At 70.5% G+C, this 24184-nt stretch carries 31 protein-coding genes; 12 read left to right on the top strand and 19 right to left on the bottom strand.

Annotated elements, in window-relative coordinates:
• Positions 1 to 6 precede the first annotated feature (6 nt).
• The 4 genes from thiE to MNOD_RS23445 all read left to right on the top strand — a co-directional run bounded on the left by thiE (position 7) and on the right by MNOD_RS23445 (position 2885).
• On the top strand, positions 7 to 702 hold the full coding sequence (thiE, locus tag MNOD_RS23460) for a thiamine phosphate synthase (RefSeq protein ID WP_015931455.1): 696 nt from the start codon (positions 7 to 9) through the stop codon (positions 700 to 702).
• A complete protein-coding gene (gene thiD / locus MNOD_RS23455; protein WP_015931454.1) occupies positions 699 to 1502 on the top strand; it encodes a bifunctional hydroxymethylpyrimidine kinase/phosphomethylpyrimidine kinase in 804 nt (267 codons plus the stop codon). Before thiE ends, thiD begins: the two co-directional genes overlap by 4 nt.
• Positions 1503 to 1629: 127 nt before the next feature.
• On the top strand, positions 1630 to 2250 hold the full coding sequence (locus MNOD_RS23450) for a helix-turn-helix domain-containing protein (protein WP_043751950.1): 621 nt from the start codon (positions 1630 to 1632) through the stop codon (positions 2248 to 2250).
• A gap of 284 nt (positions 2251 to 2534) precedes the next feature.
• Positions 2535 to 2885 carry a VOC family protein gene (locus MNOD_RS23445; RefSeq protein ID WP_015931452.1) on the top strand — a complete coding sequence of 117 codons (351 nt, stop codon included), beginning with the start codon at positions 2535 to 2537 and terminating at the stop codon, positions 2883 to 2885.
• A 35-nt stretch (positions 2886 to 2920) separates the two neighbouring features.
• Here the strand turns inward: MNOD_RS23445 and MNOD_RS23440 are convergent, their stop codons facing one another.
• The 6 genes from MNOD_RS23440 to MNOD_RS23415 form a co-directional block, all read right to left on the bottom strand.
• Positions 2921 to 3415 carry an HXXEE domain-containing protein gene (locus MNOD_RS23440; protein WP_015931451.1) on the bottom strand — a complete coding sequence of 165 codons (495 nt, stop codon included), beginning with the start codon at positions 3413 to 3415 and terminating at the stop codon, positions 2921 to 2923.
• A 176-nt stretch (positions 3416 to 3591) separates the two neighbouring features.
• Positions 3592 to 4182, bottom strand: coding sequence for an ABC-type transport auxiliary lipoprotein family protein (locus tag MNOD_RS23435; protein ID WP_043751942.1), 591 nt, complete (start codon positions 4180 to 4182; stop codon positions 3592 to 3594).
• A gap of 121 nt (positions 4183 to 4303) precedes the next feature.
• On the bottom strand, positions 4304 to 5383 hold the full coding sequence (locus MNOD_RS23430; RefSeq protein WP_015931449.1) for an MlaD family protein: 1080 nt from the start codon (positions 5381 to 5383) through the stop codon (positions 4304 to 4306).
• 114 nt (positions 5384 to 5497) lie between these two features.
• A complete protein-coding gene (locus MNOD_RS23425) occupies positions 5498 to 6313 on the bottom strand; it encodes an ABC transporter ATP-binding protein (RefSeq protein WP_015931448.1) in 816 nt (271 codons plus the stop codon).
• A 12-nt stretch (positions 6314 to 6325) separates the two neighbouring features.
• Positions 6326 to 7462, bottom strand: a complete 1137-nt coding sequence (locus MNOD_RS23420; RefSeq protein WP_050783545.1) for an ABC transporter permease — start codon at positions 7460 to 7462, stop codon at positions 6326 to 6328.
• A 122-nt stretch (positions 7463 to 7584) separates the two neighbouring features.
• Positions 7585 to 8805 carry an MFS transporter gene (locus MNOD_RS23415; protein WP_015931446.1) on the bottom strand — a complete coding sequence of 407 codons (1221 nt, stop codon included), beginning with the start codon at positions 8803 to 8805 and terminating at the stop codon, positions 7585 to 7587.
• 118 nt (positions 8806 to 8923) lie between these two features.
• Between MNOD_RS23415 and MNOD_RS23410 the strand changes: the two genes are divergently transcribed.
• The 3 genes from MNOD_RS23410 to MNOD_RS23400 all read left to right on the top strand — a co-directional run bounded on the left by MNOD_RS23410 (position 8924) and on the right by MNOD_RS23400 (position 10718).
• Complete coding sequence (locus MNOD_RS23410) at positions 8924 to 9808, top strand: hypothetical protein (RefSeq protein WP_015931445.1); 885 nt, start codon at positions 8924 to 8926, stop codon at positions 9806 to 9808.
• Positions 9809 to 9873: 65 nt separating this feature from the next.
• Positions 9874 to 10314: a DUF1489 family protein gene (locus MNOD_RS23405; protein ID WP_015931444.1), complete on the top strand. Its 441-nt coding sequence runs from the start codon at positions 9874 to 9876 to the stop codon at positions 10312 to 10314.
• Between the two features lie 125 nt (positions 10315 to 10439).
• Positions 10440 to 10718, top strand: a complete 279-nt coding sequence (locus MNOD_RS23400) for a hypothetical protein (protein ID WP_015931443.1) — start codon at positions 10440 to 10442, stop codon at positions 10716 to 10718.
• 6 nt (positions 10719 to 10724) lie between these two features.
• On the opposite strand, the gene rarD is transcribed toward MNOD_RS23400, so the two are convergent.
• The 10 genes from rarD to MNOD_RS23350 all read right to left on the bottom strand — a co-directional run bounded on the left by rarD (position 10725) and on the right by MNOD_RS23350 (position 18191).
• Entirely contained in the window at positions 10725 to 11618 is an 894-nt protein-coding gene (gene rarD / locus MNOD_RS23395; RefSeq protein ID WP_015931442.1) for an EamA family transporter RarD, read from the bottom strand.
• A 538-nt stretch (positions 11619 to 12156) separates the two neighbouring features.
• Positions 12157 to 12441 carry a hypothetical protein gene (locus MNOD_RS23390; RefSeq protein WP_015931441.1) on the bottom strand — a complete coding sequence of 95 codons (285 nt, stop codon included), beginning with the start codon at positions 12439 to 12441 and terminating at the stop codon, positions 12157 to 12159.
• A gap of 141 nt (positions 12442 to 12582) precedes the next feature.
• Positions 12583 to 12969 (bottom strand): Rap1a/Tai family immunity protein, encoded by a 387-nt coding sequence (locus MNOD_RS23385; RefSeq protein WP_015931440.1) that lies wholly within the window; start codon positions 12967 to 12969, stop codon positions 12583 to 12585.
• A 263-nt stretch (positions 12970 to 13232) separates the two neighbouring features.
• Positions 13233 to 13919 carry a hypothetical protein gene (locus tag MNOD_RS23380; RefSeq protein ID WP_015931439.1) on the bottom strand — a complete coding sequence of 229 codons (687 nt, stop codon included), beginning with the start codon at positions 13917 to 13919 and terminating at the stop codon, positions 13233 to 13235.
• 138 nt (positions 13920 to 14057) lie between these two features.
• The gene (locus tag MNOD_RS23375) at positions 14058 to 14423 is read right to left on the bottom strand and encodes a septal ring lytic transglycosylase RlpA family protein (RefSeq protein ID WP_015931438.1); all 366 of its coding nucleotides are present in this window, start codon (positions 14421 to 14423) and stop codon (positions 14058 to 14060) included.
• A 201-nt stretch (positions 14424 to 14624) separates the two neighbouring features.
• The gene (locus MNOD_RS23370; protein ID WP_015931437.1) at positions 14625 to 15257 is read right to left on the bottom strand and encodes a response regulator; all 633 of its coding nucleotides are present in this window, start codon (positions 15255 to 15257) and stop codon (positions 14625 to 14627) included.
• A gap of 205 nt (positions 15258 to 15462) precedes the next feature.
• Positions 15463 to 15867 carry a hypothetical protein gene (locus tag MNOD_RS23365; RefSeq protein WP_157091538.1) on the bottom strand — a complete coding sequence of 135 codons (405 nt, stop codon included), beginning with the start codon at positions 15865 to 15867 and terminating at the stop codon, positions 15463 to 15465.
• A 148-nt stretch (positions 15868 to 16015) separates the two neighbouring features.
• Positions 16016 to 17116 (bottom strand): polyamine ABC transporter substrate-binding protein, encoded by a 1101-nt coding sequence (locus tag MNOD_RS23360; RefSeq protein ID WP_015931435.1) that lies wholly within the window; start codon positions 17114 to 17116, stop codon positions 16016 to 16018.
• Positions 17117 to 17118: 2 nt separating this feature from the next.
• Entirely contained in the window at positions 17119 to 17466 is a 348-nt protein-coding gene (locus MNOD_RS23355; protein WP_015931434.1) for a RidA family protein, read from the bottom strand.
• An 83-nt stretch (positions 17467 to 17549) separates the two neighbouring features.
• Positions 17550 to 18191: a pyridoxamine 5'-phosphate oxidase family protein gene (locus MNOD_RS23350; protein WP_015931433.1), complete on the bottom strand. Its 642-nt coding sequence runs from the start codon at positions 18189 to 18191 to the stop codon at positions 17550 to 17552.
• A gap of 134 nt (positions 18192 to 18325) precedes the next feature.
• On the opposite strand from MNOD_RS23350, the gene MNOD_RS23345 reads away from it, so the two are divergent.
• The 3 genes from MNOD_RS23345 to MNOD_RS23335 all read left to right on the top strand — a co-directional run bounded on the left by MNOD_RS23345 (position 18326) and on the right by MNOD_RS23335 (position 19692).
• Positions 18326 to 18589, top strand: coding sequence for a GlsB/YeaQ/YmgE family stress response membrane protein (locus MNOD_RS23345; RefSeq protein ID WP_015931432.1), 264 nt, complete (start codon positions 18326 to 18328; stop codon positions 18587 to 18589).
• 130 nt (positions 18590 to 18719) lie between these two features.
• Positions 18720 to 19076, top strand: coding sequence for a hypothetical protein (locus MNOD_RS23340; protein WP_043749283.1), 357 nt, complete (start codon positions 18720 to 18722; stop codon positions 19074 to 19076).
• Positions 19077 to 19146: 70 nt separating this feature from the next.
• Positions 19147 to 19692 (top strand): AP2/ERF family transcription factor, encoded by a 546-nt coding sequence (locus tag MNOD_RS23335; protein ID WP_015931431.1) that lies wholly within the window; start codon positions 19147 to 19149, stop codon positions 19690 to 19692.
• 54 nt (positions 19693 to 19746) lie between these two features.
• Here MNOD_RS23335 and MNOD_RS23330 read toward each other — a convergent pair whose 3' ends face one another.
• Positions 19747 to 19986, bottom strand: a complete 240-nt coding sequence (locus tag MNOD_RS23330; RefSeq protein ID WP_015931430.1) for a YgaP family membrane protein — start codon at positions 19984 to 19986, stop codon at positions 19747 to 19749.
• A 932-nt stretch (positions 19987 to 20918) separates the two neighbouring features.
• On the opposite strand from MNOD_RS23330, the gene MNOD_RS23325 reads away from it, so the two are divergent.
• Complete coding sequence (locus MNOD_RS23325; RefSeq protein ID WP_015931429.1) at positions 20919 to 21131, top strand: hypothetical protein; 213 nt, start codon at positions 20919 to 20921, stop codon at positions 21129 to 21131.
• Positions 21132 to 21357: 226 nt separating this feature from the next.
• Here MNOD_RS23325 and MNOD_RS23320 read toward each other — a convergent pair whose 3' ends face one another.
• Both MNOD_RS23320 and MNOD_RS23315 read right to left on the bottom strand, forming a co-directional pair.
• Complete coding sequence (locus MNOD_RS23320) at positions 21358 to 22116, bottom strand: TerC family protein (protein WP_015931428.1); 759 nt, start codon at positions 22114 to 22116, stop codon at positions 21358 to 21360.
• Positions 22117 to 22142: 26 nt separating this feature from the next.
• Positions 22143 to 23060, bottom strand: a complete 918-nt coding sequence (locus MNOD_RS23315) for a lipid kinase (protein ID WP_015931427.1) — start codon at positions 23058 to 23060, stop codon at positions 22143 to 22145.
• 286 nt (positions 23061 to 23346) lie between these two features.
• Between MNOD_RS23315 and MNOD_RS23310 the strand changes: the two genes are divergently transcribed.
• Positions 23347 to 24162, top strand: a complete 816-nt coding sequence (locus tag MNOD_RS23310; protein WP_015931426.1) for a hypothetical protein — start codon at positions 23347 to 23349, stop codon at positions 24160 to 24162.
• The last annotated feature ends 22 nt before the right edge of the window (positions 24163 to 24184 follow it).

Genomic DNA, 24184 nt, shown 5'->3' with positions numbered 1-24184 from the left:
CCGTCCGTGGATACCTGCCCCATCGTGCCGGTCGACCTGCGCCTCTATGGCATCCTCGATGTCGGCGTGAGCGGCGGGGACGGGGCGCAGCTTGCCCGGATGGCGCGCGACGCGGCGGCTGGGGGCTGCACGCTGCTGCAGTACCGCGAGAAGGCCGTGTCCAACGCACGCACGAGCCTGGAGCGGATCCGCGCCATCCACGCGGCGCTCGCGGGCACCGGCGTGCCCCTTCTCGTCAACGACCGGGTCGATCTCGCGCTCGCCGCTGGCGTCGAGGGCGTGCATCTCGGCCAGGAGGATCTGCACCCGGCCGATGCGCGGCGGCTGCTCGGACCGAAGGCCATCATCGGCCTGACGCTCAAGACGGGCGCGCAGGCGGACGAACTCTACCGGCTGCCCGTGAACTATGCCTGTATCGGCGGGGTCTTCGCGACGACGAGCAAGGTGAACCCGGATCCGCCCGTGGGGCTGGAGGGGCTGGCCCGCATCGTCTTCCGGGCCCGGCTCGCGCGCGGCGCCGCGCTGCCGGTCGGGGCAATCGCGGGGATCGACCGCAGCAATGCCGCGGCCGTGATCGGCGCGGGCGCGGACGGCATCGCGCTGGTCTCGGCCCTGTTCGGAGCCCCCGAGGTGGTGGAGGCGCGGGCGCGCGACCTGCGCGGCATCGTGGATGGAGCGCTCGCGGCCCGGGGCGCCGCATGACCCCGATCGCGGTCACGATCGCGGGCTCGGATTCGGGAGGCGGAGCGGGGATCCAGGCGGATCTCAAGACCTTCTCGGCGCTCGGGGTCTACGGGGCGAGCGTCGTCACGGCGCTGACGGCGCAGAACACCCTCGGCGTCCAGGGCATTCACGACGTACCGCCGGATTTCGTCGCGCGCCAGATGGCGAGCGTGTTCGACGATCTCGCGGTGGGGGCGGTGAAGATCGGCATGCTGTCGCAGGCGCCGGTGATCGCCGCGGTGGCGGAGGGGCTGGCGCGGCATGCTCCCGCGGTCCCGGTCGTCCTCGACCCGGTCATGGTGGCAACCAGCGGCGACCGCCTGCTCGCCGACAGCGCCGTCGCGGCTTTGCGCCTGCAGCTCATCCCGCGGGCCCAGCTCATCACCCCGAACCTGCCCGAGGCGGCCGTCCTGCTCGGCGAGGCCGTGGCGGCGGACGAGGAGGCGATGCTGGCCCAGGGGCGGCGGCTGCTGGCCCTCGGCCCCGGAGCGGTGCTGATGAAGGGCGGGCACGGCTCGGGAGCCGAGAGCACCGACCTGCTGGTCGGTCCCGGTGAGGCCGTGCTGCGGCTGACCGGCCCACGGCTGCCCACGCGCAACACGCACGGGACCGGCTGCACCCTCTCGGCGGCGATCGCCGCCGGCCTCGCCCGCGGGCTGTCCCTGCCGGAGGCGGCGGGGGCGGCCAAGGCCTATCTGTCCGCGGCGCTCGCAGCGGCCGACCGACTGAGCATCGGCCGCGGGCACGGGCCGGTGCATCACTTCCACGCCGCCTGGTAGACGCTCCGCCGTCGAAAACCCCGCGCCGGCCGCCATTCTCCCCTTGCCCTGGGGCGGCGATTGCGTTTGATGGAGCGTACGGTCGTTCGGAATGTGGAACGGCGGCACGAAGGCAAACGAGCAACCGATGGGTGTCGAGCGGGGACGTGAGCGGGCCAGGGATCTGATGACGGGCGCGCAGGTCCTGTCGGGTCAGCTCGGCAAGACCATCCAGCGCCTGCGCAAGGCCTACAACCTCTCGCTCTCGGAACTCGCCGAGCAATCAGGCGTGGCGAAGTCGATCATCAGCCAGATCGAGCGCAACGAGACCAATCCAACCCTCGCCACCATCTGGCGCCTGAGCCAGGCTCTCGATGTGTCGATCGAGCGGGTGCTCGCCACGGGCGATGAGGAGCCGTTCATCGAAAAGTCGTCGCGGGCCGACACGCCGATCCTGGTGTCGGAGGACGGCAAGGTCAAGCTCGCCATCACCGGCTGGATCAAGACGGTCGAGTGGCTGCAATGGTACGACGTCACCGCCGAGCCTGGCGGCGAGCTCGATTCGGACGCCCATCAGCGCGGCTCGGTGGAATGCCTGTCGGTGCTGGAGGGCGAGTTCGAGGTCGAGGTGGCGGGCGCCGTGCAGCGCGTCAAGACCGGCGAGACCCTTCGCTACCGCTGCGACCGCCCCCATACGGTGCGCTGCATCAGCGACCAGACCGCACGGGCCACCATGGTGGTGATCATGAAAGCCGCGGTGATGGAGTAGCGGCCCCGGCCCACTCGATCGAGACCTCCCCATCTCGGATGCGGCATGGCGCAGGGCGCGTTCCGACGCTTGATCCGTCAGGCTCGGCTCGGCCGGTGGCGAAGGCAGGGACTGGATGCGGAGCGGCTAGAGCGCTCCCCGCCGAAGTGGAGACCGGTTCTGCGCAAGGGAGCGCGAAAAATCAAAGACTGAAGAGCCGTGCCCGTTTCAACCGAAACGGGTACGGCTCTAGTGGTCGAAATCTGACGCTTGGTACCTTCGGAAGAGTTGCACGGAGGCATCCCATGGCTGTGAGGCGCATCGTTGCCAACGTGGCCGCCGAGCGGATCGATGCTGCCAAGGCATTCTATGGCGACGCGCTCGGGATGAGCGTCGTCATGGACTTGGGATGGATCATGACCTTCGCCGCGGAAGGGAGCGTGGCGCCGCAGGTCAGCGTGGCCACCGAAGGCGGATCTGGAACGCCCGTACCCGACCTCTCCGTCGAAGTGGATGACCTCACCGAGGTGCACCGGAGAATGCAGGCTGCAGGATTTAGTATCGAGTACGGTCCCGTGGCTGAGCCGTGGGGCGTGACGCGCTTCTACGTTCGCGATCCGTTCGGACGCGTGGTCAACATTCTGGAGCATCGCTGAGCAGCGCGATCTGGGTACCAAGCGTCAGATTTTGACTATTTGTCGCCGGCCTGCCCTGCGGCCAGCCGTCGGCCGATCATGAAGAGGATGGGGATTGAAGCCGCCAGAGCAAGCGCCGTGAACGGGCCGGTCCAGAGGAAGATTGCAAGGTCGATGCGCTGCTCGACATTGGCTTGTCGAAGCAGAAGGGTGCTCACGGGCAGGATGAGGAGCAGCCCGGTTGCGGTACCGGGAGCGTATCTTTTCAGGATCAGCGTGGCAGCGATGTGCGGGATGAAGACGTTCAGCAACATCGCAAGTGCATAGCCGGAGATCGCATAGGCACCAATGGCGCCACCGGAACCCGCAGACCAGGCGCAGGCATAGGCGAGAGCGGTCAGAGTCACGACTGCAAAGCGGAATTCCGTATCGCCGACGGCGATGTGCCATCTCCCGGCGGTTCGGGACCATTCGGGGAGAAGAATCGCTTCCTCGATGTTGTGTAGTGTCACCGCTCCTGCGAAGATCCACGCTAGAATTTCGAAATTCATCACTCCATCACATGCAACCGGTGAGTTTCTGAAATAGATGTTCGCGCCCTTGATTTCTCGTCGTCGGAGGGGGCGTCAATGCGATGCCCCCTTCCGGGGGGCTGCGGGGATCGCGAGCAGGCGAAAGAGGCAGAAGCTCGGACGGCAAGCGCGCCCACGAAGGAGACAGCTGCTAGCTAACTCCCCTTGCCGATCCACCGCACCACGTCGGCGAGCACGATCGACAGCGCGCGGTCGAGCCCGTTCGCCGCGCTCGCCGGGGTGACGTCCTGCACCGGGACGCGGGCCTCGAAGACCCGGGCCGCCACCACGGCGCCGGTGGCGTCGCTAATGAGCTTGGCCGAGAGGTCCACCACGGCCTCGCGCGTTCCGGCCGCGATGTCGAAGGCACGGATCTCGGTGACGAGGAGCGTATCGGCGGCGATCTTGTCGCCGGGCCGGCTGACCGAGCGCAGGCGGTTCGCGTTCTCCAGGCTCTGAATCAGCCGGGCCTGGACCAGCCGGGGCAGCCGGTCCGCCCATTGGCCGCCGCCGAGGAACGAGAGCGAGCCGCCCGGCTCGCGCACGATGATGCGGTCCGCCTCGAAAGGCTGCAGCCCGACCGGCTCGGCGACGACGAGCGAGCGGCGGGCGGCACCCGCCCGGGCGGCGCCCGGCACGGCCGTGAGGTCGAAGGTCGTCGGCACCGTGCCCCCGCAGCCGCCGAGGGCGAGCAGCAAGGCGCCCACGGCCAGGGCGCGCGAGGGCAGGGGGAAGGCGAGCGTCATGTCGAACCGCAAACGAAACTCCGGTCCGGCCGATATAGGCTGCGAACCTTGACCGGACATCGACCGAAGGCGCTGCTTGGTGCCGCCCCGCACCTCCTCCGGCGATTGCGGCGCAACACGGTCAGCGACCGTTGTATTCGGGCAACGTCGGCTTGCCGCCGAAGATCACCTGCGAGGGATCGCGCTCGAGGCTGCGCGCGGCGCTGTTGAGGCTGTTGAGGGTGCGCTGGCCTTCGGTCGAGAGGTTCTGCACCTCGCGCCGGCCGGCGCCGCTGAGCCGGCCGAAGCTCGTGGTGATGGTCGCCGTGCGCTTGTCGAGATTCTCCGACATGGTGCGGAAGGCGCGGCCCGCCTCGCGGATCGAGATCGCCGCCTCGCGGATCTCCCCGAAGGTGCTCCTGCCTTCCTCGCCGGAGGCCGAGCCGAGGAAGCCCTCCGCGCCTTTCAGCACCGCGTCGACCCGATCGGCCGAAGCGTTGAGCTTGGCCGCGAGCTGGCGCGCATCGTGCAGGCCTGCCGCGATGTCGGGGGCGGCCGCGGCGAGCGCCGCCGAGAAGCGGTCGGCATTGTCGATCAGGCTGCCGAGCTTGCGCCCGTCCACCGCCTTGACCAGGGCGTCGAGGGCGGGCGCGCTGTCGTTGAGGGTCTTGGAGAACTGCTCGACATTGGCGAGCGTGCGGTTGATCGCGCCCTCGTTGCCGGCCACGACCCGGTCGAGCCGCTGCAGCATGTCGTCGGCGCGCTGGGCGATGGTGCGCGCGCTCTGCATCAGGTCCTGGATCTCGGAGGAATCGGCGAAGATCGTCGCCATCCGCTCGCCCTCCGGGGCCTTGAGGGGCGGCGCGTCGGCGCTGCCGCCGACGAGGGCGATCGAGGCGACGCCGGTGAGCATGGTCATGTCGAGGCGCGCCCGGGTGTCGGCGCGCAGCGGCGTCGTGCGCTCGACCTCGACCAGCGCCGTCACCCGGCGCGGATCCTGAGGCAGCAGCTGGACGTCCGTCGCCTCACCGACCCGGATGCCGTTGAAGGTGACGATCGAGCCCTTGGCGAGGCCGCCGACCCCGCCCGAGAACACGATGCGCAGCGGCATCCGCCCCTCGTTCGAGACGCTGCCGCGCATCCAGTAGGCGAACAGGAAGCCGGCCGCGATCACCGCGAGTGTGAACGTGCCGATCAGGACATTGTTGGCGCGGGTTTCCATGCCGTCACGCAACTCCTCTGGCGGGCGGGAAACGGCGGGCTCCGCGGGCGGAGGCCGGGCGCAAGCGTGGCGGCTTAAGCTCGGACGCCGGCCCGAAGGGTGCGGGGGCGCACATCAGCGGGTCGCGGCTCGTGCATCGGCGGGCAGGATCGCCCGCGCGCGCTTGCCGTGGAAATAGGAGCGCAGCCAGGGGTGGTCGGAGGCGAGCATGTCCTCGACGGGGCCCGCGGCGATGACCTGGCCGTCGCCGAGGGCCGCGATGCGGTCGCAGGCGGTGAACAGGCTGTCGAGGTCGTGGGTCACCATGAAGACGGTGAGCCCGAGCGTGCGCTGCAGGGTCGCCACGAGCTCGTCGAACTCGCCGGCGCCGATCGGGTCGAGGCCCGAGGTCGGCTCGTCGAGGAAGAGCACCTCGGGGTCGAGGGCGAGCGCCCGGGCGAGGGCCGCCCGCTTGATCATGCCGCCGGAGAGTTCCGAGGGCAGCTTGTCGGCGGCGTCGGGCTTGAGGCCGACGAGTTCGATCTTGAGCCGCGCGAACTCGTCGAGCAGGCGCTCGGACAGGCTCAGGTGCTCGCGCATCGGCACCTGGATGTTCTGCTTCACGGTGAGCGCCGAGAACAGGGCGCCCTGCTGGAACAGCACGCCCCAGCGCCGCTCGATCAGCCGGCGCCGGGCGGGGGAAAGCGCGTCGACGTCCTCGCCGAAGACCTCGATGGTGCCGGAGCGCTTCGGCACGAGGCCGAGCAGCGTGCGGGTGAGGACCGACTTGCCCTGGCCGGAGGGGCCAACGAAGCCGAGGATCTCGCCCCGCAGGATGTCGAGGTTGAGCCCCTTCAGGACGGTGCGGTCCCCGAAGCCGACCACGAGGTCGCGCACGCGGATGACCGCGTCGCGTCGCTCGGACGTCGAGGGGTGGCGCTCAGCCTGCACGGGAAGCCGTCTCTACAGGTCGATGGCAGCGAAGAAGATGGCGAAGACGCCATCCAGCACGATGACCATGAAGATTGACTTGACGACTGAGGCGGTGACGTGGCGGCCGAGGGATTCCGCGGAGCCCTCCACCCGAAAGCCCTCGCTGGTGGCGATGATGCCGATGATCAGCGCCATGAACGGGGCCTTGATCAGCCCGACCAGGGCGTGCCGGTAGGACACCGCGTTCTGCAGCCGCGCCAGGAAGGCGTCGAGCGAGAGATTGCCGTAGGCGAGCGAGGTCAGCGCCCCGCCCGCGAGCGCCGCGAGGTCGGCGAGGAAGCCGAGCATCGGCAGCGCCATCATCAGGGCGAGGATGCGCGGGACGATCAGGATCTCGATCGGGTCGAGGCCCATGACGCGCAGCGCATCGACCTCCTCGCGCATGCGCATCGAGCCGATCTCGGCCGTGAAGGCCGAGCCGGACCGGCCCGCCACCATGATGGCGGTCAAGAGCACGCCGAGTTCCCGCAGCGTGAGGATGCCGATCATGTTGACGACGAAGGATTGCGCCCCGAAGCGCTGGAGCTGGATGATGCCCTGCTGGGTGACGATGCAGCCGACCAGGAAGGCGATCAGCATGATGATCGGCGTGCCCCGCAGCGCGATCTGCTCCATCTGATTGACGAAGGCGGCGCGCCGGAAGCTGCGCGGGCGGGCGAGTACCCGCAGGCAGGCGGCCACGACCTCGCCCAGGAAGCCGAGCCAGGACAGGCCCTCCGCGCCGAGCTGCCGCATCCCGGCGCCGAGACCGGCCAGGAGATCGACGGGGCCGAGGCCGCGCCGCCGCGCCGGCGCGGTCTCCGGCTCGCGATAGGCGACCTCGCGCAGCAGGATGCGGTGTTCCGGGCGCGCGCCCGCATATTCGACGGCCCGGCCCGCCGCCGCGATCTCGGAGCGGGTGCGTTCGAGCACCCAGGCACCGAGCGTGTCGAGGCGCGACAGGCCCGATAGGTCGATCTGGATGCGCCCCGCCCCGGCGGGCGAGGCTGCGATCCCGGCTGCCGCCGCCTCGACGGCGGGGGCCTGATCGGCGGTCCAGCGGCCCGAAAGACGCGCCTGGACGCCGTCGCTGAAGCGCACGAGGGTGGCGGAGGCGGATTCGGGCACGCGCGCGCTGGCCTCGGTCGACACGGGCCGGCCCTCCTGTTCGCAACGTCCCCTTGCGGCGCAGTATAAGCTGGCGGGGAGGTCCGTGACAAACCGGGCCTAGCTGCTCGGGGGATCCTCTCTCAGACGCGCTCCGCGGGGTGCCCGTCGCGCGGCCGCACCGGCCGGGTTCGGGCGCCCGCCCGCCGGGCCGCCGCGAGGGTGAGGGCGAGCCCCAGGCCGGCGGCCGGAACCATCAGCGCGAAGGCGAGGAGCGGCCCGCCCGCCCGGACCGCCGCGCCGCTCGCGAGGGTGGCGCAGGCCGAGGCGAGGGCGGCCGCTGCCGCGTAAGCACCCTGCGCCCGGCCCCGGGCGCCCTCCGGCGCGAGGCGCGAGAGGGCGCCCATCGCGCCGAGCTGCGTCGCCCCGAAGGTCAGCCCGTGCAGGATCTGCAGCGGCAGCACGGTCGCCGGCACTGCGGCGAGGCCGGCGAGCCCGGCCCAGCGCAGGAGCGCCGCGACTGCGCCAAGGGCAAGCAGGCGGAAGGGAGCATCGCGCAGGGTCGGGACGCGGCCGACGAGGGCGAAGAACACGATCTCGGCCACCACCCCGATCGCCCAGGCGGCGCCGATCATCGGGGAAGACAGGCCGAGCCCCGCCCAATGGATGCTGCCGAAGGCATAGACCGCCGCATGGCTCGCCTGGATGCTCGCCCCCGCCGCCATCGCGAGCCAGAGCGCGACCGGCAATCCGGCCGCGCCGGCCGGGCGCGGCTCGGGGCCGGAGATCCGCTCGCCGGCCGCGCCCGTCGTCAGCAGGGCGCTGCCCGCCGCCGAGACGAGGCCAAGTCCGGCCAGGAAAGCGGTCACCCCGGCCCGCTCGCCGATGAGGCCGAGGAGCCAGCCGCCCGCGAGGCTGGCGGCGAGGAAGCCGAGCGAGCCGCCGAGGCGGATCCGCGCATAGTCGAGGCGCGGGTCGCGCCGCACTGCCGCGAGGCTGAGATAATCGACCGCCGGCACCAGGGGCGCCCCGGCGACCGCGTTGAGCGCGATGACGAGGGCGAGGATCGGCCAGCCGAATGTGGCGGCCGCCGGCATCGCGCCGTAGGTGAGAGCCAGCCCGAGGCTGCCCGCCACGAGGAGCGCGCGGGCGGTGACCCCGCGGTCGATCAGGGCCATCAGGGGCGCGGTCGCGCCGATCTTCACGGCGATCGGCAGCGCCACGAGCGCGCCGATCAGGTCCGGCCCGAGGGATAGGCTCGCGAGCCACAGGGGCAGGAACGGCATCGCCACCCCGATCCCGGCGAAGATGACCGCGTAGAGGAGGCCGAGCCGGAGACCGGCGGGCAGGGAGACCGGATGCATCGGCGGGGCGGGACCTTCCGCGATTCGGGGCGGACCGGGCGTAAGCCGACGTTAACGCCGCGATGTCAAGCTGTGCGACGCGCCACTGAGCGTCCCTTCAGCCCCGGGACACGACACCATGGCAGGGTTTTCCTCGCTCCCGACGGCCGGTGCGGAAGAGTATGACGCGATCGAGGCCGCGCTGATGGAAACGGCGCGGGGCCGCTGGTTCCTGGCCGAGTTCGCGCGGCGCAATCGCGGCGACGATACCGAGCGGCTGCTTGCCGCCATCGCGCGGCTCGAAGCCACCGTCACGGCCGAGCGCGAGGCCCCGGAACTCGACCGGATGCGCGTCGACCTCGTGGAGATGGTCAAGGCGATCAGCCGCACCAAGGCGGAGATCGCCGCGATCCAGTCGCCCGACCACGACCAGAGCCGGCTGGAGGCCGCCTCGGAGGCGCTGGACGCGATCGTGCGGACGACCGAGCGAGCCACCTCCGACATCCTCGAGGCGGCCGAGGAGGTGCAGGAGGTCGCCTGGACCCTGCGCGAAGGAGGCGCCGATCCGCGCGTCTGCGACACGCTCGACCACAAGGCGACGCAGATCTACACGGCCTGCTCCTTCCAGGACCTGACCGCCCAGCGCACCAGCCACATCGTCCACACGCTCCGCTACCTGGAGCAGCGCCTCACGGCGATGATCGAGATCTGGGGCGCGGATGCCGACGCGGTGGCACCGGCGCCCGAACCGGTCTCCCTCGCCATCGACCTCGCGCAGAGCGACGTGGACGAGATGATCGCCACGGCCGCGATCCCGCCGATCCCTGCGACACCCCGGCGCAGCCTGGTGGATTCGATGCTGCCGGGCGACGACATCGCCTTCGTGCCGAGTCCGCCGCCGATCCCGGCACCAGCGAAGCCGGCAGAACCGGACATCTGGGAGGGCGAGATCGTCGCCCTCGGCACCGTGTTCTCCGAGATCGATGCGCTCAGCGTTCAGGAGAAGATCACGCGGTTCAGCTGAGCCCTCCGGCTCGCCTCGCCTCCGCCACGATCCGGAGCCAGAGCGGCCCGCCGAGCGACAGCGCCATGGCCCTTCATCTCCTCAAGCTCTGCGTCGGCTGCGAATCCATCCGCGACCTCGAAGGCTGGATCGCGGAGCGGCGCGAGGCGGCAACGCGGGCCGGAACGGTCTTCGAGCAGGTGCACACCACCCGCATGGTCCCGAAACGGGCCGCCGAGATCGCGGGAGCGGGCTCGCTCTACTGGGTGATCAAGGGCCTCGTCGCCTGCCGGCAGTCGATCCTGGCGATCCGGCCCTTCGTGGACGGGGATGGCATCGGGCGCTGCCGGCTCGTCCTCGACCCCCACGTGACCCCGGTGGAGCCGCGCCCCTGCCGCCCCTTCCAGGGCTGGCGCTACCTTGCCGCCGCCGACGCGCCGCGCGATCTCGGCCGCGGAGCCGGTGCGGAGCTGGCGGCGATGCCCGAGGCGATGCGGCGCGAACTCGCCGCCCTCGGCCTCCTGTAACCGACGCTCGGGACGGGCCGCGCAGGGGATCGGCCCGCGGTCGGGGTTGATCCGGCCGCAGCCGCATGGCTGATGGATGCGTAAAGGCCGCGGGCCGCGCCGCGACGGTCAACGGGAGGTGCGTCATGCAGGGATTGGCGAGAGGAATCGTCGTGCTGGGAGTGATGCTGGCGGGCGTGCAGGCCGCCCACGCGCAGCCGATCAAGAGCCCGCAGGATCAGGCCTGCCGCGACGAGGCGCGGGCACGGGTCTTCTCGACCCCCGATCCGCAGGGCGTCGGCCCCTACGTCATCGGCCGCCAGATCTACATGGCCTGCATGCAGCGTGCCTCGCATCGCGCCTCGGTGCCGCACCGCCGGGCGGCCAAGCGGGTGAAGCGGGCGAAGCGCGCCAAGCACCGCTGACCGCGGTCAGCCCGGGCAGCGGCGCGGCGCGGGGGCAAGCGGCTTCGCGGGTCCGCGCGAGAGGCGCACGGCGTCGACGGCATAGAGGGCGAGCGCGATCCAGGTGAGCCCGAACACGATGGCGCGGGCCGGCTCCAGGGTTTCGCCATAGACGATCACGCTCAGGCCGAGCAGGCAGGAGGGCGCCAGATACTGCATCAGGCCGAGCGTCGAGAGCTTGAGCCGGGCCGCAGCGGCGGCGAACCAGATCAGCGGCACCGAGGTGGTCAGGCCGGTCAGGACGAGCAGCACCGTCGTGCGGCCGTCGAGGGCCGACAGGGCGGCCCCGTCCGGGGCCAGGATCGCCAGATAGGCCAGGGCCGCGGGCAGGAGCAGGAAGGTCTCGGCGCAGAAGCCGAGGATCGGATCGATCGGCACCAGCTTGCGGATCAGCGCGTAGAGGGCGAAGGTCACCGCGAGCGCGAGGGCGACCCAGGGCAGGGTGCCGGCCGCCGCCAGCGCCACGCCGACCCCGAGGGCCGCGAGTCCGACCGCCGCCGCCTGGAGCGGACGCAGGCGCTCGCCGAGAACCAGGGCGCCGAGCGCCACGGCGACGAGCGGGTTGATGAAGTAGCCCAGGCTCGCGTCGAGCATCCGCCCGTTCTGGACCGCCCAGAGATAGAGCGACCAGTTCACGCCGATGAGGAGCGCCGAGAGGCCGAGCAGGGCGTGGCGCCGGTCGGGCACGAACCGGGCGCGGCGGCGGCGCAGCAGCCAGAGGAGCAGCACCACGAACAGGCTCGACCACAGGATGCGGTGTGCCAGGATCATCCAGGGCGATACGCCGTCGAGCAGGCGGAAATGCACGGGGACCAGCAGGCCCCAGCTCAGATAGGCGCCGAGCGCGTAGATCAGTCCCACCGGCCGCCTCCTCCCGGGGACGCATCCGCGGCGAGTACCCGCGGTTGCCGCCTTCTGCCCGAGACGGCCCCGGCGCGCCACGGGCCGGTGCGAGGGTCCGGCATCCGCCCGGCGCATGACGCGGTTGCGGGAATCCGCCGGCCCCGCGGCGGGGCCGGCGGATTCCCGGGTCGTGATCGGCCGGATGCCGGGGGCTGATTTTGGGCCGTTGGTATGAGTTCGCCACCGGCCTTTGCCGACCCTGACGGATGAAACCGCCGCTGCACGAGCACTCCCGTTATGGCACCCAACCCCGGCCCTCATGCTGAGGTGCAGCCGGAGGCTGCCTCGAAGCACGCCGGAACGCTCGTCCCAAGCTCCGGGTGGCCGGGATCACCGGTCCGGCGTGCTTCGAGGCTCCTTCGGAGCACCTCAGCATGAGGAGCGGGGCGGCTGCCACGCCGGTCAGGTTCTATTGAGACTCGGACTCAACGCCTCCCGGACATCCGTCAGCGCCGGTGCTGGCTCGCCAGGCTGCTGTCATTGCCCGAGACGGTCGTCATCGGCGCCCCGTGCCGCCGGTGTTGTCGCCGCCCGTGGGCTGGCCGCCGGAAGGGGCGCCGCTCGCGTCGAGGTCGCGCCGGTTGGCGGCGTGGTCCTGGTACTGCTCGGTCTGCACGTGCTTGCTGTCGAGCCCGCGCTCGTCGCTGTGACGGGACTTGTCGCGGTTCGACAGCACCATGTTCTCCGGAAGAACTCCCTCCGGCAGTTCGGTCATCGCTCCGGTGCCCGAACCCTTGCCCTGCGTTCCCGGACCCATATGGTGCTTGTCGGCCTTGGCCATGCGCATCCTCCGGTTGCCAGCGGGGCCCTGTACCCCCGCGGAGTTTCCTGAGATGAGCAGGCCGGGCCCGGGCGGCAAGCGCGGCGGCGCAAAATATCGGTCCGAAACTTTCGGCCGCCGAACGCGATCACGGGTGCCGGGTCAGCGCTTCTTGCACGGATAGGCGTCGCGCAGCGCCAGCAGGGCGAGCACGCCCGCGGTCTCGCGCAGGGCCGCCGGATGCTTGGCGCCGTAGGCCACCACGGCCTGGATGAGCTGCAGGAGCGTGCCCTCCGGCGGCAGGCAGGCGCCGAGCAGCGGCGGCTCTCCTGCGCCCTCCGCCACGACGGCGAGGTTCTGGACGGCGCTCATGAAGGCAAAGCAGCTCACCGTATCGGGATCCTGCCGGAACTCGAGCGTGTCGCCGCGCTGCTTGGCGGTGCGCAGCAGGGTCTTGCACTGCGCCATGAGCTGGCCGCCCTCCGCCGCGGAGGCGGGCGGCGCCGCCAGGAACGCCGCGACGGCAACGACCGGCAACCATTTCACCATCGGGACTCTCTGGCGGGAATCTCGGGAAGGAGGCGGCCACGCAGGACCGATGGCGCGCACCCTAGCAAGGGAGGGTGGGCTTGGCGCAACCCATGGTCGGGCATCCCCCTGTCGCGTTGCCGCACCGTGGCCGTCATCCGCGCCGCGCCCGAGAGCGGAATCGCCTGCGATGGACCTGTATCGGCCCATCACCTTTTCGCTGGTCCGGCCGGGGAGCGCAGGCTTCCGTCGGGAAGCCGCGGGGCAGGGGCCCGAAACCGCCTTTAGCGCGCGGGATAGATCACCCGCATGGCGGTCTCGGTCCGGGCCTCGGCGGGTTCGCTCCAGGGCTTCGGTCCGCGGCGGGTGAAGCGGGTCATGAGCTTGCGCGCCTCGTCCGCCGGCAGGGCGCCGACCGGCGCCGTCATGGCGAGAAGTTCGCGCCGGGTCCGGGCGCTCACGAGCCGCGAGCGGCGCACGTCCTCGAACTCGCTCGGGCGGTGCTTCGTCGTGCCGGCCTCGCCCATGAAGACCCGCGGGCCTTCGGGAAGGATGACGATGTCGCCGGGGCGTAGCGTCGGGTCGCGCATCAGCGCGGCGCGGGCCTCGGACGGGCTGGTGATCCGCTCGGCCGGTGCGGCCAGCTTGGGCGGCTGGGCCTTCTCGATCTTCTCCGGTTTCGGCAACGCGACATAGCGGGTCCGGTGGCGCAGGGCCGCCCGCGCCTGTGCGGCGCGGTTGCGGCCCGCCCAGCGGCGGTGCAGCCGCGGGCCGGGCTCCGCCAGGGGCGCCGCCACCGCCGCGGGCGCGGCGGTCTGGGCGGGCGGCGCCCCGAACAGGCTCTGGAACAGGCCGCCGAACCCACCCTCGTCGGCCGCCCGGACCCCGGCCGCCGTCGAGATCAGAATGCATCCCGAGGCCAGGGCCAGCATCAGGCCGCGACGGCGCGAACTCGTGTGGTTCGACGGCATGGAACCTCCCTCCGGGCGCGGCTCGTGTGTTGAAGGTGTCTTGCCTCCAACCTCGACTGCACCCGGACAGTTCCGTAGCCGCTGCGAAAACTTGACCTTTTCTGGCCGGTCCCGCGGCGGAACAGCAGAGCCCAGCCGTCAGAGCCGGCTGAGGCGGACCCGGCTCACGCCATGGATGCCGATGGCCCGGGCCGAGGCCTGCGAGAGATCGATCACGCGGCCGCCCACATACGGACCGCGGTCGTTGATGCGCACCACGACGGAGCGGCCATTGGCGGTGTTGGTGACCCGCACGCGGCTGCCGAAGGGCAGGCTGCGATGCGCGGCCGTGAAGGCGTGGGTGTTGAAGCGCTCGCCATTGGCGGTGCGCCGGCCCTGGAAACCGGGGCCGTACCAAGAGGCGGCCCCGGACTGAGCCGAGGCAGGCGTGCTGGCTTGTAGCGTCGCACCGATGCCGCAGGCCGCGGTGAGACAGATGAGTGCCAGCTTGGCCTTCGAAACCATGTCGCATTCCCGTTTTGCTTCGTTGATGCGGTGCAACATAGGGCCAAACAAGGCGGGAATGTGATCGGGGGAGCGGGCAGAAGAAACCTGTATAGGATCTGCGCCTAGTCTACGGCTTCGATGGCGATAAGCTCGGTTTGACTGATTTTCGAAGTGATGTCCGGGGCGGCGCCTGCAGGCGCCGCCGGCGGGCGCGGCGCGTCAGCGGGCGCGCTCGGCGGCCTGGACGGCGATGCGGATGAGGTCGGCGAGGCTGCGGGCGCCGAGCTTGTTTCGCATCTGCGAGCAGGCATTCGCCACGGTCTTGTAGCTCACCGCCAATTCCTCGGCGATCGCGCCATGCGACCGCCCGAGGCCGAGGAGCGCCAGGATCTGCCGCTCCCGCGGGGTGAGGACGGCCAGCGGGTCGGGCCGCGGTGCGGCGCGCACCAGCGCCACCTCGGCGGCCAGCGCCGGATCGAGATAGGGCTCCCCGGCCTGGACCCGCTCGAAGGCCCGGTGGAGCTCCGCCGAGGCGGTATCCTTGAGCACGTAGCCCATCGCACCGCTGTCGAGCGCCCGGGCGACGATGACGGGGTCGTCATGCATGCTGAAGACGAGGATCCGTGTCTCGGGGGCGACCGCGTGGATGCGGCGGATGAGATCGAGCCCCTTCAGGGCGGCGCCCTGGAAGGTGAGGTCGGCGACGACGATGTCCGGGCGGTGGCGATGGAAGCTGCGATAGCCCGCAACGATGCCGGTCGCCTCGTGGACGGACTCGACGCCCGCATCCTCCAGCACCCGGCGGCAGCCCTGCAGCACGATCGGATGATCGTCGACGACGAGCACGTTCACGGCCGGAATCCTCCCTGGCGATGCGCAAGACTGGCGCCTTGTCCGACGAAGCGGATCACGGTCCGTCGCAGACGATGCGAAATATCAAGAATCCGGAGCAGGGTCCGGGTCGACCGGAGCGGATCCTGCCGCAGGGCATCCCTCGCCGGAATCGACACCGTTCCGCCAGGGAGATGCGGGCGAGGGCGCAGCGCTCTCGCCCCTATCAGGCTCTGGCGCGCAGGCGCAGGGCCGAGGCCGCGCGCCGCTCCGCGGAGGCGAGGATGATCGCGTCGACGCCGTCGCAGAGCGCATCGAGGCCGTCCCCCCCGTCTCCGTCGCTGGCTCCCGGCACGTCGCCGGGCAGGACGATGACCGGAAGGTCGGGCCACGCCCTGACGAGGCTGGTCAGAACCGCCGGAAGCCCGGGCGAGCGTCCCATCGCCGGGCTCATGAGGACGAGATCGATGACGGACGCGCCGAAGCCGGGCCGGGTCAGGCCGGGCGGGAGATTGGGCTCGACCGCGTCGAGCACGCGGTAGCCCTGGCCTCTCAGCAGGCCGCCGATGCACAGCGGCGTTTCCTCGGCGGTTCGGAGCACCAGCAGGACGGGTTCGCAGGGATCAACCATGGCCGGCATTCCCCAGCTCGATCCGGCGAAGAAGCACCGGCGGCGGGATCGGCCCACCGATCCGGGGCGCTTCGTCCGTCCCTTGCTAGCATACGGCCAGTGGTTGCAGCATTGACCCTTGGTCCGGGGCCTCGTGCGGAGGAGCGGGTCACTTTCCGGTGCGGATCCGGGTCCACAGCCGGGTGACCACGCGCTGCGTGCGGTCGTCGTAGGCGGTGTTGGTGAAGAGCCGCTTGAACGTCGCCTCGTCCGGGTAGATGCCGGGATTGGACAGGATCTCGGGCTTGACCAGCGACTTCGCCGCGAGATTGCCGCTCGCATAGGATACGAAGTTGGTGTTGGCCGCCGCCACTTCGGGGCGCAGCATGAAGTCGATGAAGGCGTGGGCCTCCGCCGGATGCGGCGCATCCTTCGGGATCGCGAAGGAGTCGAACCACATCAGCGCACCCTGCTGCGGGATGTAGTAGGCGATGTCGACGTCGTTCTTGGCCTCCTGCGCCCGCTTGCGGGCCTGCAGCACGTCGCCCGAATAGCCCACCGAGAGACAGACGTCGCCGTTGGCGAGCTGGTTGATGTACTCGGAGGAATGGAACTTCTGCACCGCGCCGCGGACGCGCATCAGCGCCTCCCCGGCCTGGTTCAGGTCGTCGATCCGCTTCGAATCGGGCTTGAGGCCGAGCGCCGCGAGCACGTTCGGGAACAGGTCCTCGGGGGCGTCGAGCATGGTGACGCCGCAATCCTTGAGCTTGACGATGAGTTCGGGCCGCAGGACGATGTCCCAGGTGTTGAGCGGCTGGTTGGGGCCCAGTCGCTCGCGCACCAGCGCGGTGTTCACCCCGATGCCCGTCGTGCCCCACATGTAGTTGACGGCGAAGGTGTTGCCCGGATCGTAGGCGGCGAGCCGCGCGGCGATCTCGGGCCACAGGTTCTTCAGGTTCGGCAGCTTGCTCTTGTCGAGGGGCTGGAACACGCCCGCCTTGATGAGGCGCTGCAGGAACGGCCCGGACGGCACCACGATGTCGTAGCCCGACTTGCCGGCCAAAAGCTTGGTCTCGACGATCTCGTTCGTGTCGTAGGTATCGTACACGACCTTGATGCCCGTCTCGCGGGTGAAGGCGTCGAGCATCTTGGGGTCGATATAATCCGACCAGTTGTAGACGTTGACGACCCGCTCCTCCGCTGCGGCGGGCCAGACGACGGCGAGGCAGGCCGCGGCGATCAGGCTGCGGCGGAGGAGGGATCGTCCCATCTTCAGGCTCCCGTCGCGGCGATGACCGAGATCTCGACCCGGTATTGCGGGCCGGCGAGCTTGGCCTCGACGGTGGCGCGGGCCGGCGCGTGGCCTGCGGGCACCCAGGCATCCCAGACCCGGTTCATGTCCGCGAAGCTGCCCATGTCGGCGAGGTAGATCGTGGCCGACAGGATCCTCTCCTTCGACGAGCCGGCTTGCGCCAGCAGGGCTTCGATCTGTCCGAGGATCGCCTGCGTCTGGGCGGCGACGCCGTCCGCCTCGGCGACCTGCCCGGCGAGATAGACCGTGCCGCCATGCACCACCGCCTGGCTCATCCGCGCGCCGGTCTCGATCCGTTGGATGCTCATCGTGTCGTCCTGATCCTGGGTTTCGGCCGCCCGCGGGCGGCGCTGCCTGCCTTGTGCCGCCGGCGGCCGGTGGCCGTAAAGGGTCAGTAGAGCGTCGCCCGCACCCGGTCCGCGAGGCCGTCGTCATAGGCGGGGCCGCCGTGACGGTCCCCGCTCGCGGCGGCCAGCATGGCGCCGGCCGTCGGCACCCCGTCGCGCCGCGCCCGCGCGTCGGAATTCCACAAATCCGCCCGCACCACCGCCCGTGAGCACTGGAAGAACACGCTCGCGATGCGGATCACCAGGATCGTGCGTGGAACCCGCCCCTGCACCGAGAAGCCGTCGAGGAGGTCCGGATCGGTCGAGATCCGGGCGGTGCCGTTCACCCGCAGCGTCTCGCCGATGCCGGGAATCAGGAAGAGAAGCGAGACGGCCGGATCGGCGAGGATGTTGCGCAGGGAATCGATCCGGTTGTTGCCGCGACGATCGGGCAACAGGAGCGTGTGCGGATCGGCGACCCGCACGAAGCCGGGCGCGTCACCCCGCGGCGAACAGTCGAGCCCGTCCGGTCCGCGTGTCGCCAGCACCGCGAAGGGCGCGGCCTCCACGAAGGCCCGGTAGGGCGCGGTCAGCTGGTCCGTCTCCTTGGCGCGCGAGCGCGGATCGGGGCTGCCGTAGAGCGCCTCGAGCTCATCCAGGCTCGTGAGGGTGTGGTCGGGGGAGGGCATGCGGGCCTCACGGGGCATGGCGGGCCGTCCTCATCCCACGGCCCGGCGCCTCCCGACAAGCTTATGGCCACGCAACCCTCTCGCGTTCCGCGCGTTGCCCGAAAAATCCCGAAGCGAGGCCGAAAGGCGAAACCCCCAAAGGCGAAACCCCTATGTCGATTCTCTGGACCATCATCATCGGCTTCATCGCCGGCGTCATCGCCAAGCTCATCATGCCTGGACGCAACGAGCCGAGCGGCTTCATCCTGACGACGATCCTCGGCATCGTGGGCGCCTTCGTGGCCACTTTTCTGGGTCAGGCCGTAGGCTGGTACGGACCGAATCAGGGCGCGGGGCTCATCGCCTCGGTCGTCGGAGCCGTCATCGTCCTGGCGATCTGGGGCTTCATCCAGGGCCGCCGGACCACGACCTACTGACGCGACGCGGCCCGAGCCGCCGATCGACCAATCCGGGCGGCCGGCGAGAGCCGGCCGCTTCGGCTCGGCCATCTGGATGACACCGGGGCAGCGGCGGTGATAGTCTGGTAACCGCCAAGGGTTCCTGTCGGTGCGGCGAACGCCTCTCATCCTCAACCTGTTCTTTCTGCTCGCTTCCCTCGTGGCGGCAGCGGATGGCTGGTCGGGCGCGCCGATCGGCGTTCCTCCCGGGCACGCGATGGTGGCGGGCCGCCAGCATGGCGGCGCGTCGCCCTGGGCCGTCCTCGGCATCCTCCCCAGCGACGACGACGAGCGCAGCCTCCCGACCTGTTCGCCGGCCGGAGCGTCGGCAGCGGCCGCCCTGTTGTCCCCCGTCGTCCCGACGCCCTGTCTGCTATGGCGGCGTGCGACGGCGCCGGTCGACCAGCCGTCATCCCACCTCTTCCTCTCCGCGGCATCGCCACGCGGGCCGCCGCAGGTTTCGTGATTCCCATCCCACGAAACCCCTATCGGCCGGTGCGTCCGCACAAGCCGGACGGCCGCCCCGGAGAGTTCAGATGTCCCTTGTCACCTCCACCGAGGCGCTCCCCCGGCGCCGGCGGCCTCCTGGCGAGCCAGACGGCGATACGGCTGCGCAGACCGCCTCCCTCCTGCGTGTCGATGATCCGGCCCGCGGCGAGCCCGCCGGCTGGACGGCCACGGTCCTGCGCGACGGCCGCTCGGTCGCGCGGCATTTTCCCGATGAGCGCTACGGCGGCATGGCCGCGTCCCGGGCCGAGGCCGAGCGCTTCGCTGCGGGCCTCCCGACGACCGACCGCGAAGAATTGGCGCTGATGCGCCGCCTGCGCCCGCGCCGGAACTGCCGCTCCGGGCTGCCCGGCGTGTCCCGCTTCATCCGCAAGCCGAGCGGCACCGCATTCTGGGTCGCCTATTGGGACGATGCGCAGGGCCGCAAGATCCAGCGCAAGTTCTCCGTGTCGGTTCACGGCGAGGAGGAGGCGCGCCGCCTCGCCATCGACGCCCGCCTCACCGCGGTGCGCGACCATATCGACCGCTCGGTCGCGCTCCAGGTGGGGGGCGTCGCGCTCAATACGACGGACTGAAACGAGAAGGGCGCCCCGGCGGGCGCCCTTCCGGTTCCTGAGCATGGAAGCGGGTCAGGCCTGATAGCCGCGGCCCGGCTGATGCTCCAGCAGGGCCTTCGCGGGGCAGTGGCCGGTCGCGCCACGCATCGCCAGGACCGCGCCGCCGACCAGCGCCGCGAGACTCAGCCACTTGTTCGGGCGTGGCTGGGCCGCCGCGGCCGCGAGACCGAGGCCGAGCACGACGGAGATCGCCCTCTCCCTGGTGCTGAGATTGACGTCCCCGTGGAAGACGTCCGTGATCGCGTTCGACATGGCCTGATGGTTCCTTTCCGCATGGTCCTGTCGGGGTTCGACAGGCGAACGCAAAGGAAGCGGCGCCGTTCCGTTCCTGCGGCCAGGCGGTCCACGGCGCCTAAGCAGGCTTGCGTTGGCAGTCCACCGCTTCGCCTGCTTAGCCGCCGAACCGGCCTCCACTTCGGCCGGGAGCGCTCTAGCGGCCGAGACGGAGATCGCCTCGATCTGCATGAATCCGAAGGGGCGGACGCACCCCTGGCATCGCGGATGGCCTGAACACGTTCTGCATCAGCATATTCCTGCGTGCAGCCAGTTCCGACCACCGAGTACAGCACTGCTCGTAATGCGTGAGCCAGCGCTCTGTCTGAGTGATCACATCGTCCAACGAGGGGTACATTCCGGCCTCCTGTGTGAGGCAGATCGACACCGTCCCGCACTGCCCTGGCATGCTCACAGGTTCGGGTGGATCGGGGAAAACGCGGTCAGCGCCCTCGTGAACGCGTTGGGCCGGTCCGCGTAAGCCGCCATGCCCGTGAGAACCTGCGGTGGGCCGATCTCCCACTCGGCGAGACCACGACTGTCGCCTTTCAGCCGAGCGGCAGCCCGGGGCGAATGCAAGGTGGTATCCGGGACGTCGCAGTTGCCGAGCTTGTCTCCAGCTCATGGGCGAAAAGTTGCTGATGAAGTGTTAACGATCTCTTAACCGGCGAGGGCCGTCGCCACCGCCTCTGTGCGGGACAGGGACCGCGATCCTGCTGGCGAGGCCCGCGGAGGAAGCCCTCGCTCGGCCGCGTCGCGCCGCTCGCCCCTCCATCATTGGCCCGTCCGGCGGAGCTAGACCAAAGTCCAAGGAATGGCAGCGCTATTCCTCTATGAGCGGTTGGATCAAGCCGGAAATTCCAACGTTAGCGTGTATCGAACCGGTAACAAGCTGCAACCGGAGGCACGCCATGCCGAACCGCTGGTTCACCGTGCGTAAGAGACGTGAGGGCTGGGGCATCTACTCACAGCACACCGGTGAGCCAATCCGCGTGAATGGGCGCATGCAGACAGGACTGTCACGCGAGACCGCCATTCAACTTGCAGATTTGCTGAAGGCACTCGCCTTCATCGAGGCTGAGCTGCGCAACCGGCCGATTACCGATCCCAACACACTCCACTAGATGAGAAACTCATACGACCATTTGGTCTGTCTGGCGTTTCCCTCCTCGGATTGGGTTCACGGATACGGGAGGGATGGCATGGCGCGCCTGTTCCGCCTCTCAGACGACGCGTGGGCCGCGATCGAGCCGCGCCTGCCACATGGCCGGATGTCCGGACGGAGAAAAGGTGCCGGAGGATCGGTATCCGCTTCTCCTCATCCGCTTCTCCTGGACAGACTCGAACGGGTCATGGCGCGGCAGCTGCCGCGGCGCGGGCCCGCGCCTTGCGCGCCCGGCGCCCGAGGATGTTGAGCACCTCGACGCCGGCCGAGAAGGCCATGGCGGTGTAGATGTACCCCTTCGGCACATGCGCCCCGAAGCCTTCCGCGATCAGCGTCATGCCGATCATGATGAGGAAGCCCAGCGCCAGCATCACCACGGTCGGGTTGGCGGCGATGAAGCGCGAGAGCGGATCGGCCGCAAGCAGCATCACCGTGACGGCCGCGAGCACCGCCACCACCATGATGGCGACGTGATCGGTCATGCCGACCGCCGTGATGATGCTGTCGATCGAGAAGACGAGGTCGAGGAGCAGGATCTGCACGATGGCGGCGCCGTAGCCGAGCGGCGCGGAGCGTCCCTCGTCCCCCTCGCCCGCGTCGGGGTCGACGTTGTGGTGGATCTCCTTGGTGGCCTTCCAGAGCAGGAACAGGCCGCCCGCGATCAGGATCAGATCGCGCCACGAGAAGGCCTGCCCGAACAGGGTCAGGACCGGCTGCGTCAGGTGGACGATATAGGCCACCGTGCCGAGCAGCGCGAGGCGCAGCACCAGGGCGAGCCCGATGCCAATGCGCCGCGCCGAGCTCTGCTGCGCCTGCGGCAGCTTGTTCGTCAGGATCGAGATGAAGATCAGGTTGTCGATGCCGAGCACCACCTCCATGACGACGAGGGTCGCCAGGGCCGCCCACGCGGCAGGGTCCGCAGCCAGCTGTAGGAGAGTGTCCACGCTTCGTCTCGCTCTGTCGGGTCAGGTTATGGCAGCAGGGAAGCTTGGGCCTGCGCCCGCGGGGGCGGGGCATAGATCCGCACGCAGTGCGGCACGACCCGGATATGGGCCGGGGTCTGGGTCGTGATCTCGCCGTCCGTGTTGACGGGACGGGGCTTGCGCGTGCGCAGCATCACCTCGGTGGTTTGGAACGCGCGCACATCCGCCGCCTTGCCCTGCGTTCCGCGGCGCAGGGCCGGGAGCAGGGCGAGCAGACGCCACCAATGGGCGACCTCCAGGCTGTAGAAGTTCAGAAGCCCGTCATCCACGGTGGCGTGCTCCTCCACCGTCATCCCGCCGCCGTAGTGCCGCCCGTTGCCGACCGAGACCTGGATGGTGCGCACGGTCTCGGTGATGCCGTCGTGCTCGATATGCACCGTGAAGGGGCGCGCCCGCCGCAGCAGCCGGATCGCGGCGACCGCGTAGCCCACCGTGCCGAAGCGCCGCTTCAGGTCGGCGGTCAGTTCGCCCGCGAGATCCGCCGAGAAGCCGACGCTCGCGACGTTGAAGAAGTAGTGGCCGTTCACGCAGCCGAGATCGATCGGCCGGGCCGGCACCGTGGCGATCACCCGCGCGGCCGCCACCGGGTCGAGCGGCAGGTTGAGGCTGCGCGCGAGGTCGTTGGCGGTGCCGAGCGGCAGGATGCCGAAAGGGAGGTTCCGCTCCGCGAGCGCCTGCGCGGCGCCGTTGAGCGTGCCGTCGCCCCCGCCCAGGATGACGAGGTCGAAGCTGTCCGCCGCTTCGCGGATGAGATCGCGACAATCCTGGCCGGGGGAGGGCGGCTCGACCGTCTCCACGCCGCCGCGGCGCAGTTCGGCCTTCACGGCCGCGAGGTCGAACCGGCCGTTGCGCGCGCGCGGATTGACGACGAGCAGCGCCCGTCTCGGCGCCTCAGGCCCGGACATCGCCGCCTCCGCGGTTGAGCGGGCGCGAGGAAACAGAGCATAGGCCGCTCACAGCGAGCGCCCTCCCGTGCGATCGTGCCGCGTCAGCACAAAGGCAGAGAAGGGGTCCGACATCACGGCCGACGCCTCGACCGCCAGAGGGGCCCGGACCCGGGTCCTCCACAGGTGGGGTTGTGCATCCCGTTGACAAGGCCCATGGCCGCGCTTGGCCAGCTGGAGAAACTTCCCGGGAACCGTCACCGTACCCAGCGACGTTTCCGTAACGACCCGTGATCCCGGTGCCACCATGACTGCCCCCAGCTCCTCGGCCCTCCTCGCCGGCCTGTTCCTGAGCGCGGCCACGCTCGCCACGCCCGCCCTCGCGCAGCAGGCGAAGCCCGGCTGGGTGGATCCTCCCTCGAAGATGGAGCCGGCCGCTCGGGATGCCGCGACACCCGCCCAGTCCAAGCCGGCCCAGCCCAGGACCGCGCAGGCGCCCGGGCCGAAGCCCAGGCACCGCACCGCCGAGGCCGCTTCGAAGCCGAGGCAGGCCGACCGGGCCGAGCCGCGCCCGACAGCGCATCGCGCGACGCGGGTGGTCCGGGAGGAGGCGGCGCACCGTCCGGTCCGCCTCGCGATCCGGCCGGCGCCCCGGCCGGCCCCGCCGCCGGCTCCTGCCGAGACCGTGTCCGACAGCCGCCTGGTCGGCTGGGCGGTCGCGGCGCAGGATCTGACCCGCGACTATTTCGCGGCCTTCTCGCAGCCGAACGGCGTGTCGCTCGGCGCCACGCCACGCTTCTACGCCGAGCGGGTCGTGTTCCACGGCCGGACCATGTCGCTGGGCGCCGTCCTGGCCGAGAAGCGCCGCTTCTTCGCCCGCTGGCCCGAGCGCCGCTACCGGGCCCGGCCGGACTCGATCCGCACGGCCTGCAACGCCGGCGTCGCCACCTGCCAGGTGGACAGCACCGTCGATTTCGTTGCGGCGAATCCCGATCGCGGCGCCCGCTCGCAGGGCACCGTCGCGGTTCGTCTCGGCGTGAGCTTCGCGGCCGGACGTCCGATGATCGTCTCGGAGACGAGCCGCGTCCTCTCGCGCGAGCGCGTCGCCAGCCGCATCGACTGAGACGGATCGGCAGACCGCCGCG

It is taken from the genome of Methylobacterium nodulans ORS 2060 (genome assembly GCF_000022085.1).
In the GTDB taxonomy this organism is placed as follows: Bacteria; Pseudomonadota; Alphaproteobacteria; order Rhizobiales; family Beijerinckiaceae; genus Methylobacterium; species Methylobacterium nodulans.
The sequence above is the reverse complement of the archived record's forward strand: the minus strand, read 5'-3'. Positions and strand labels throughout refer to the sequence as shown.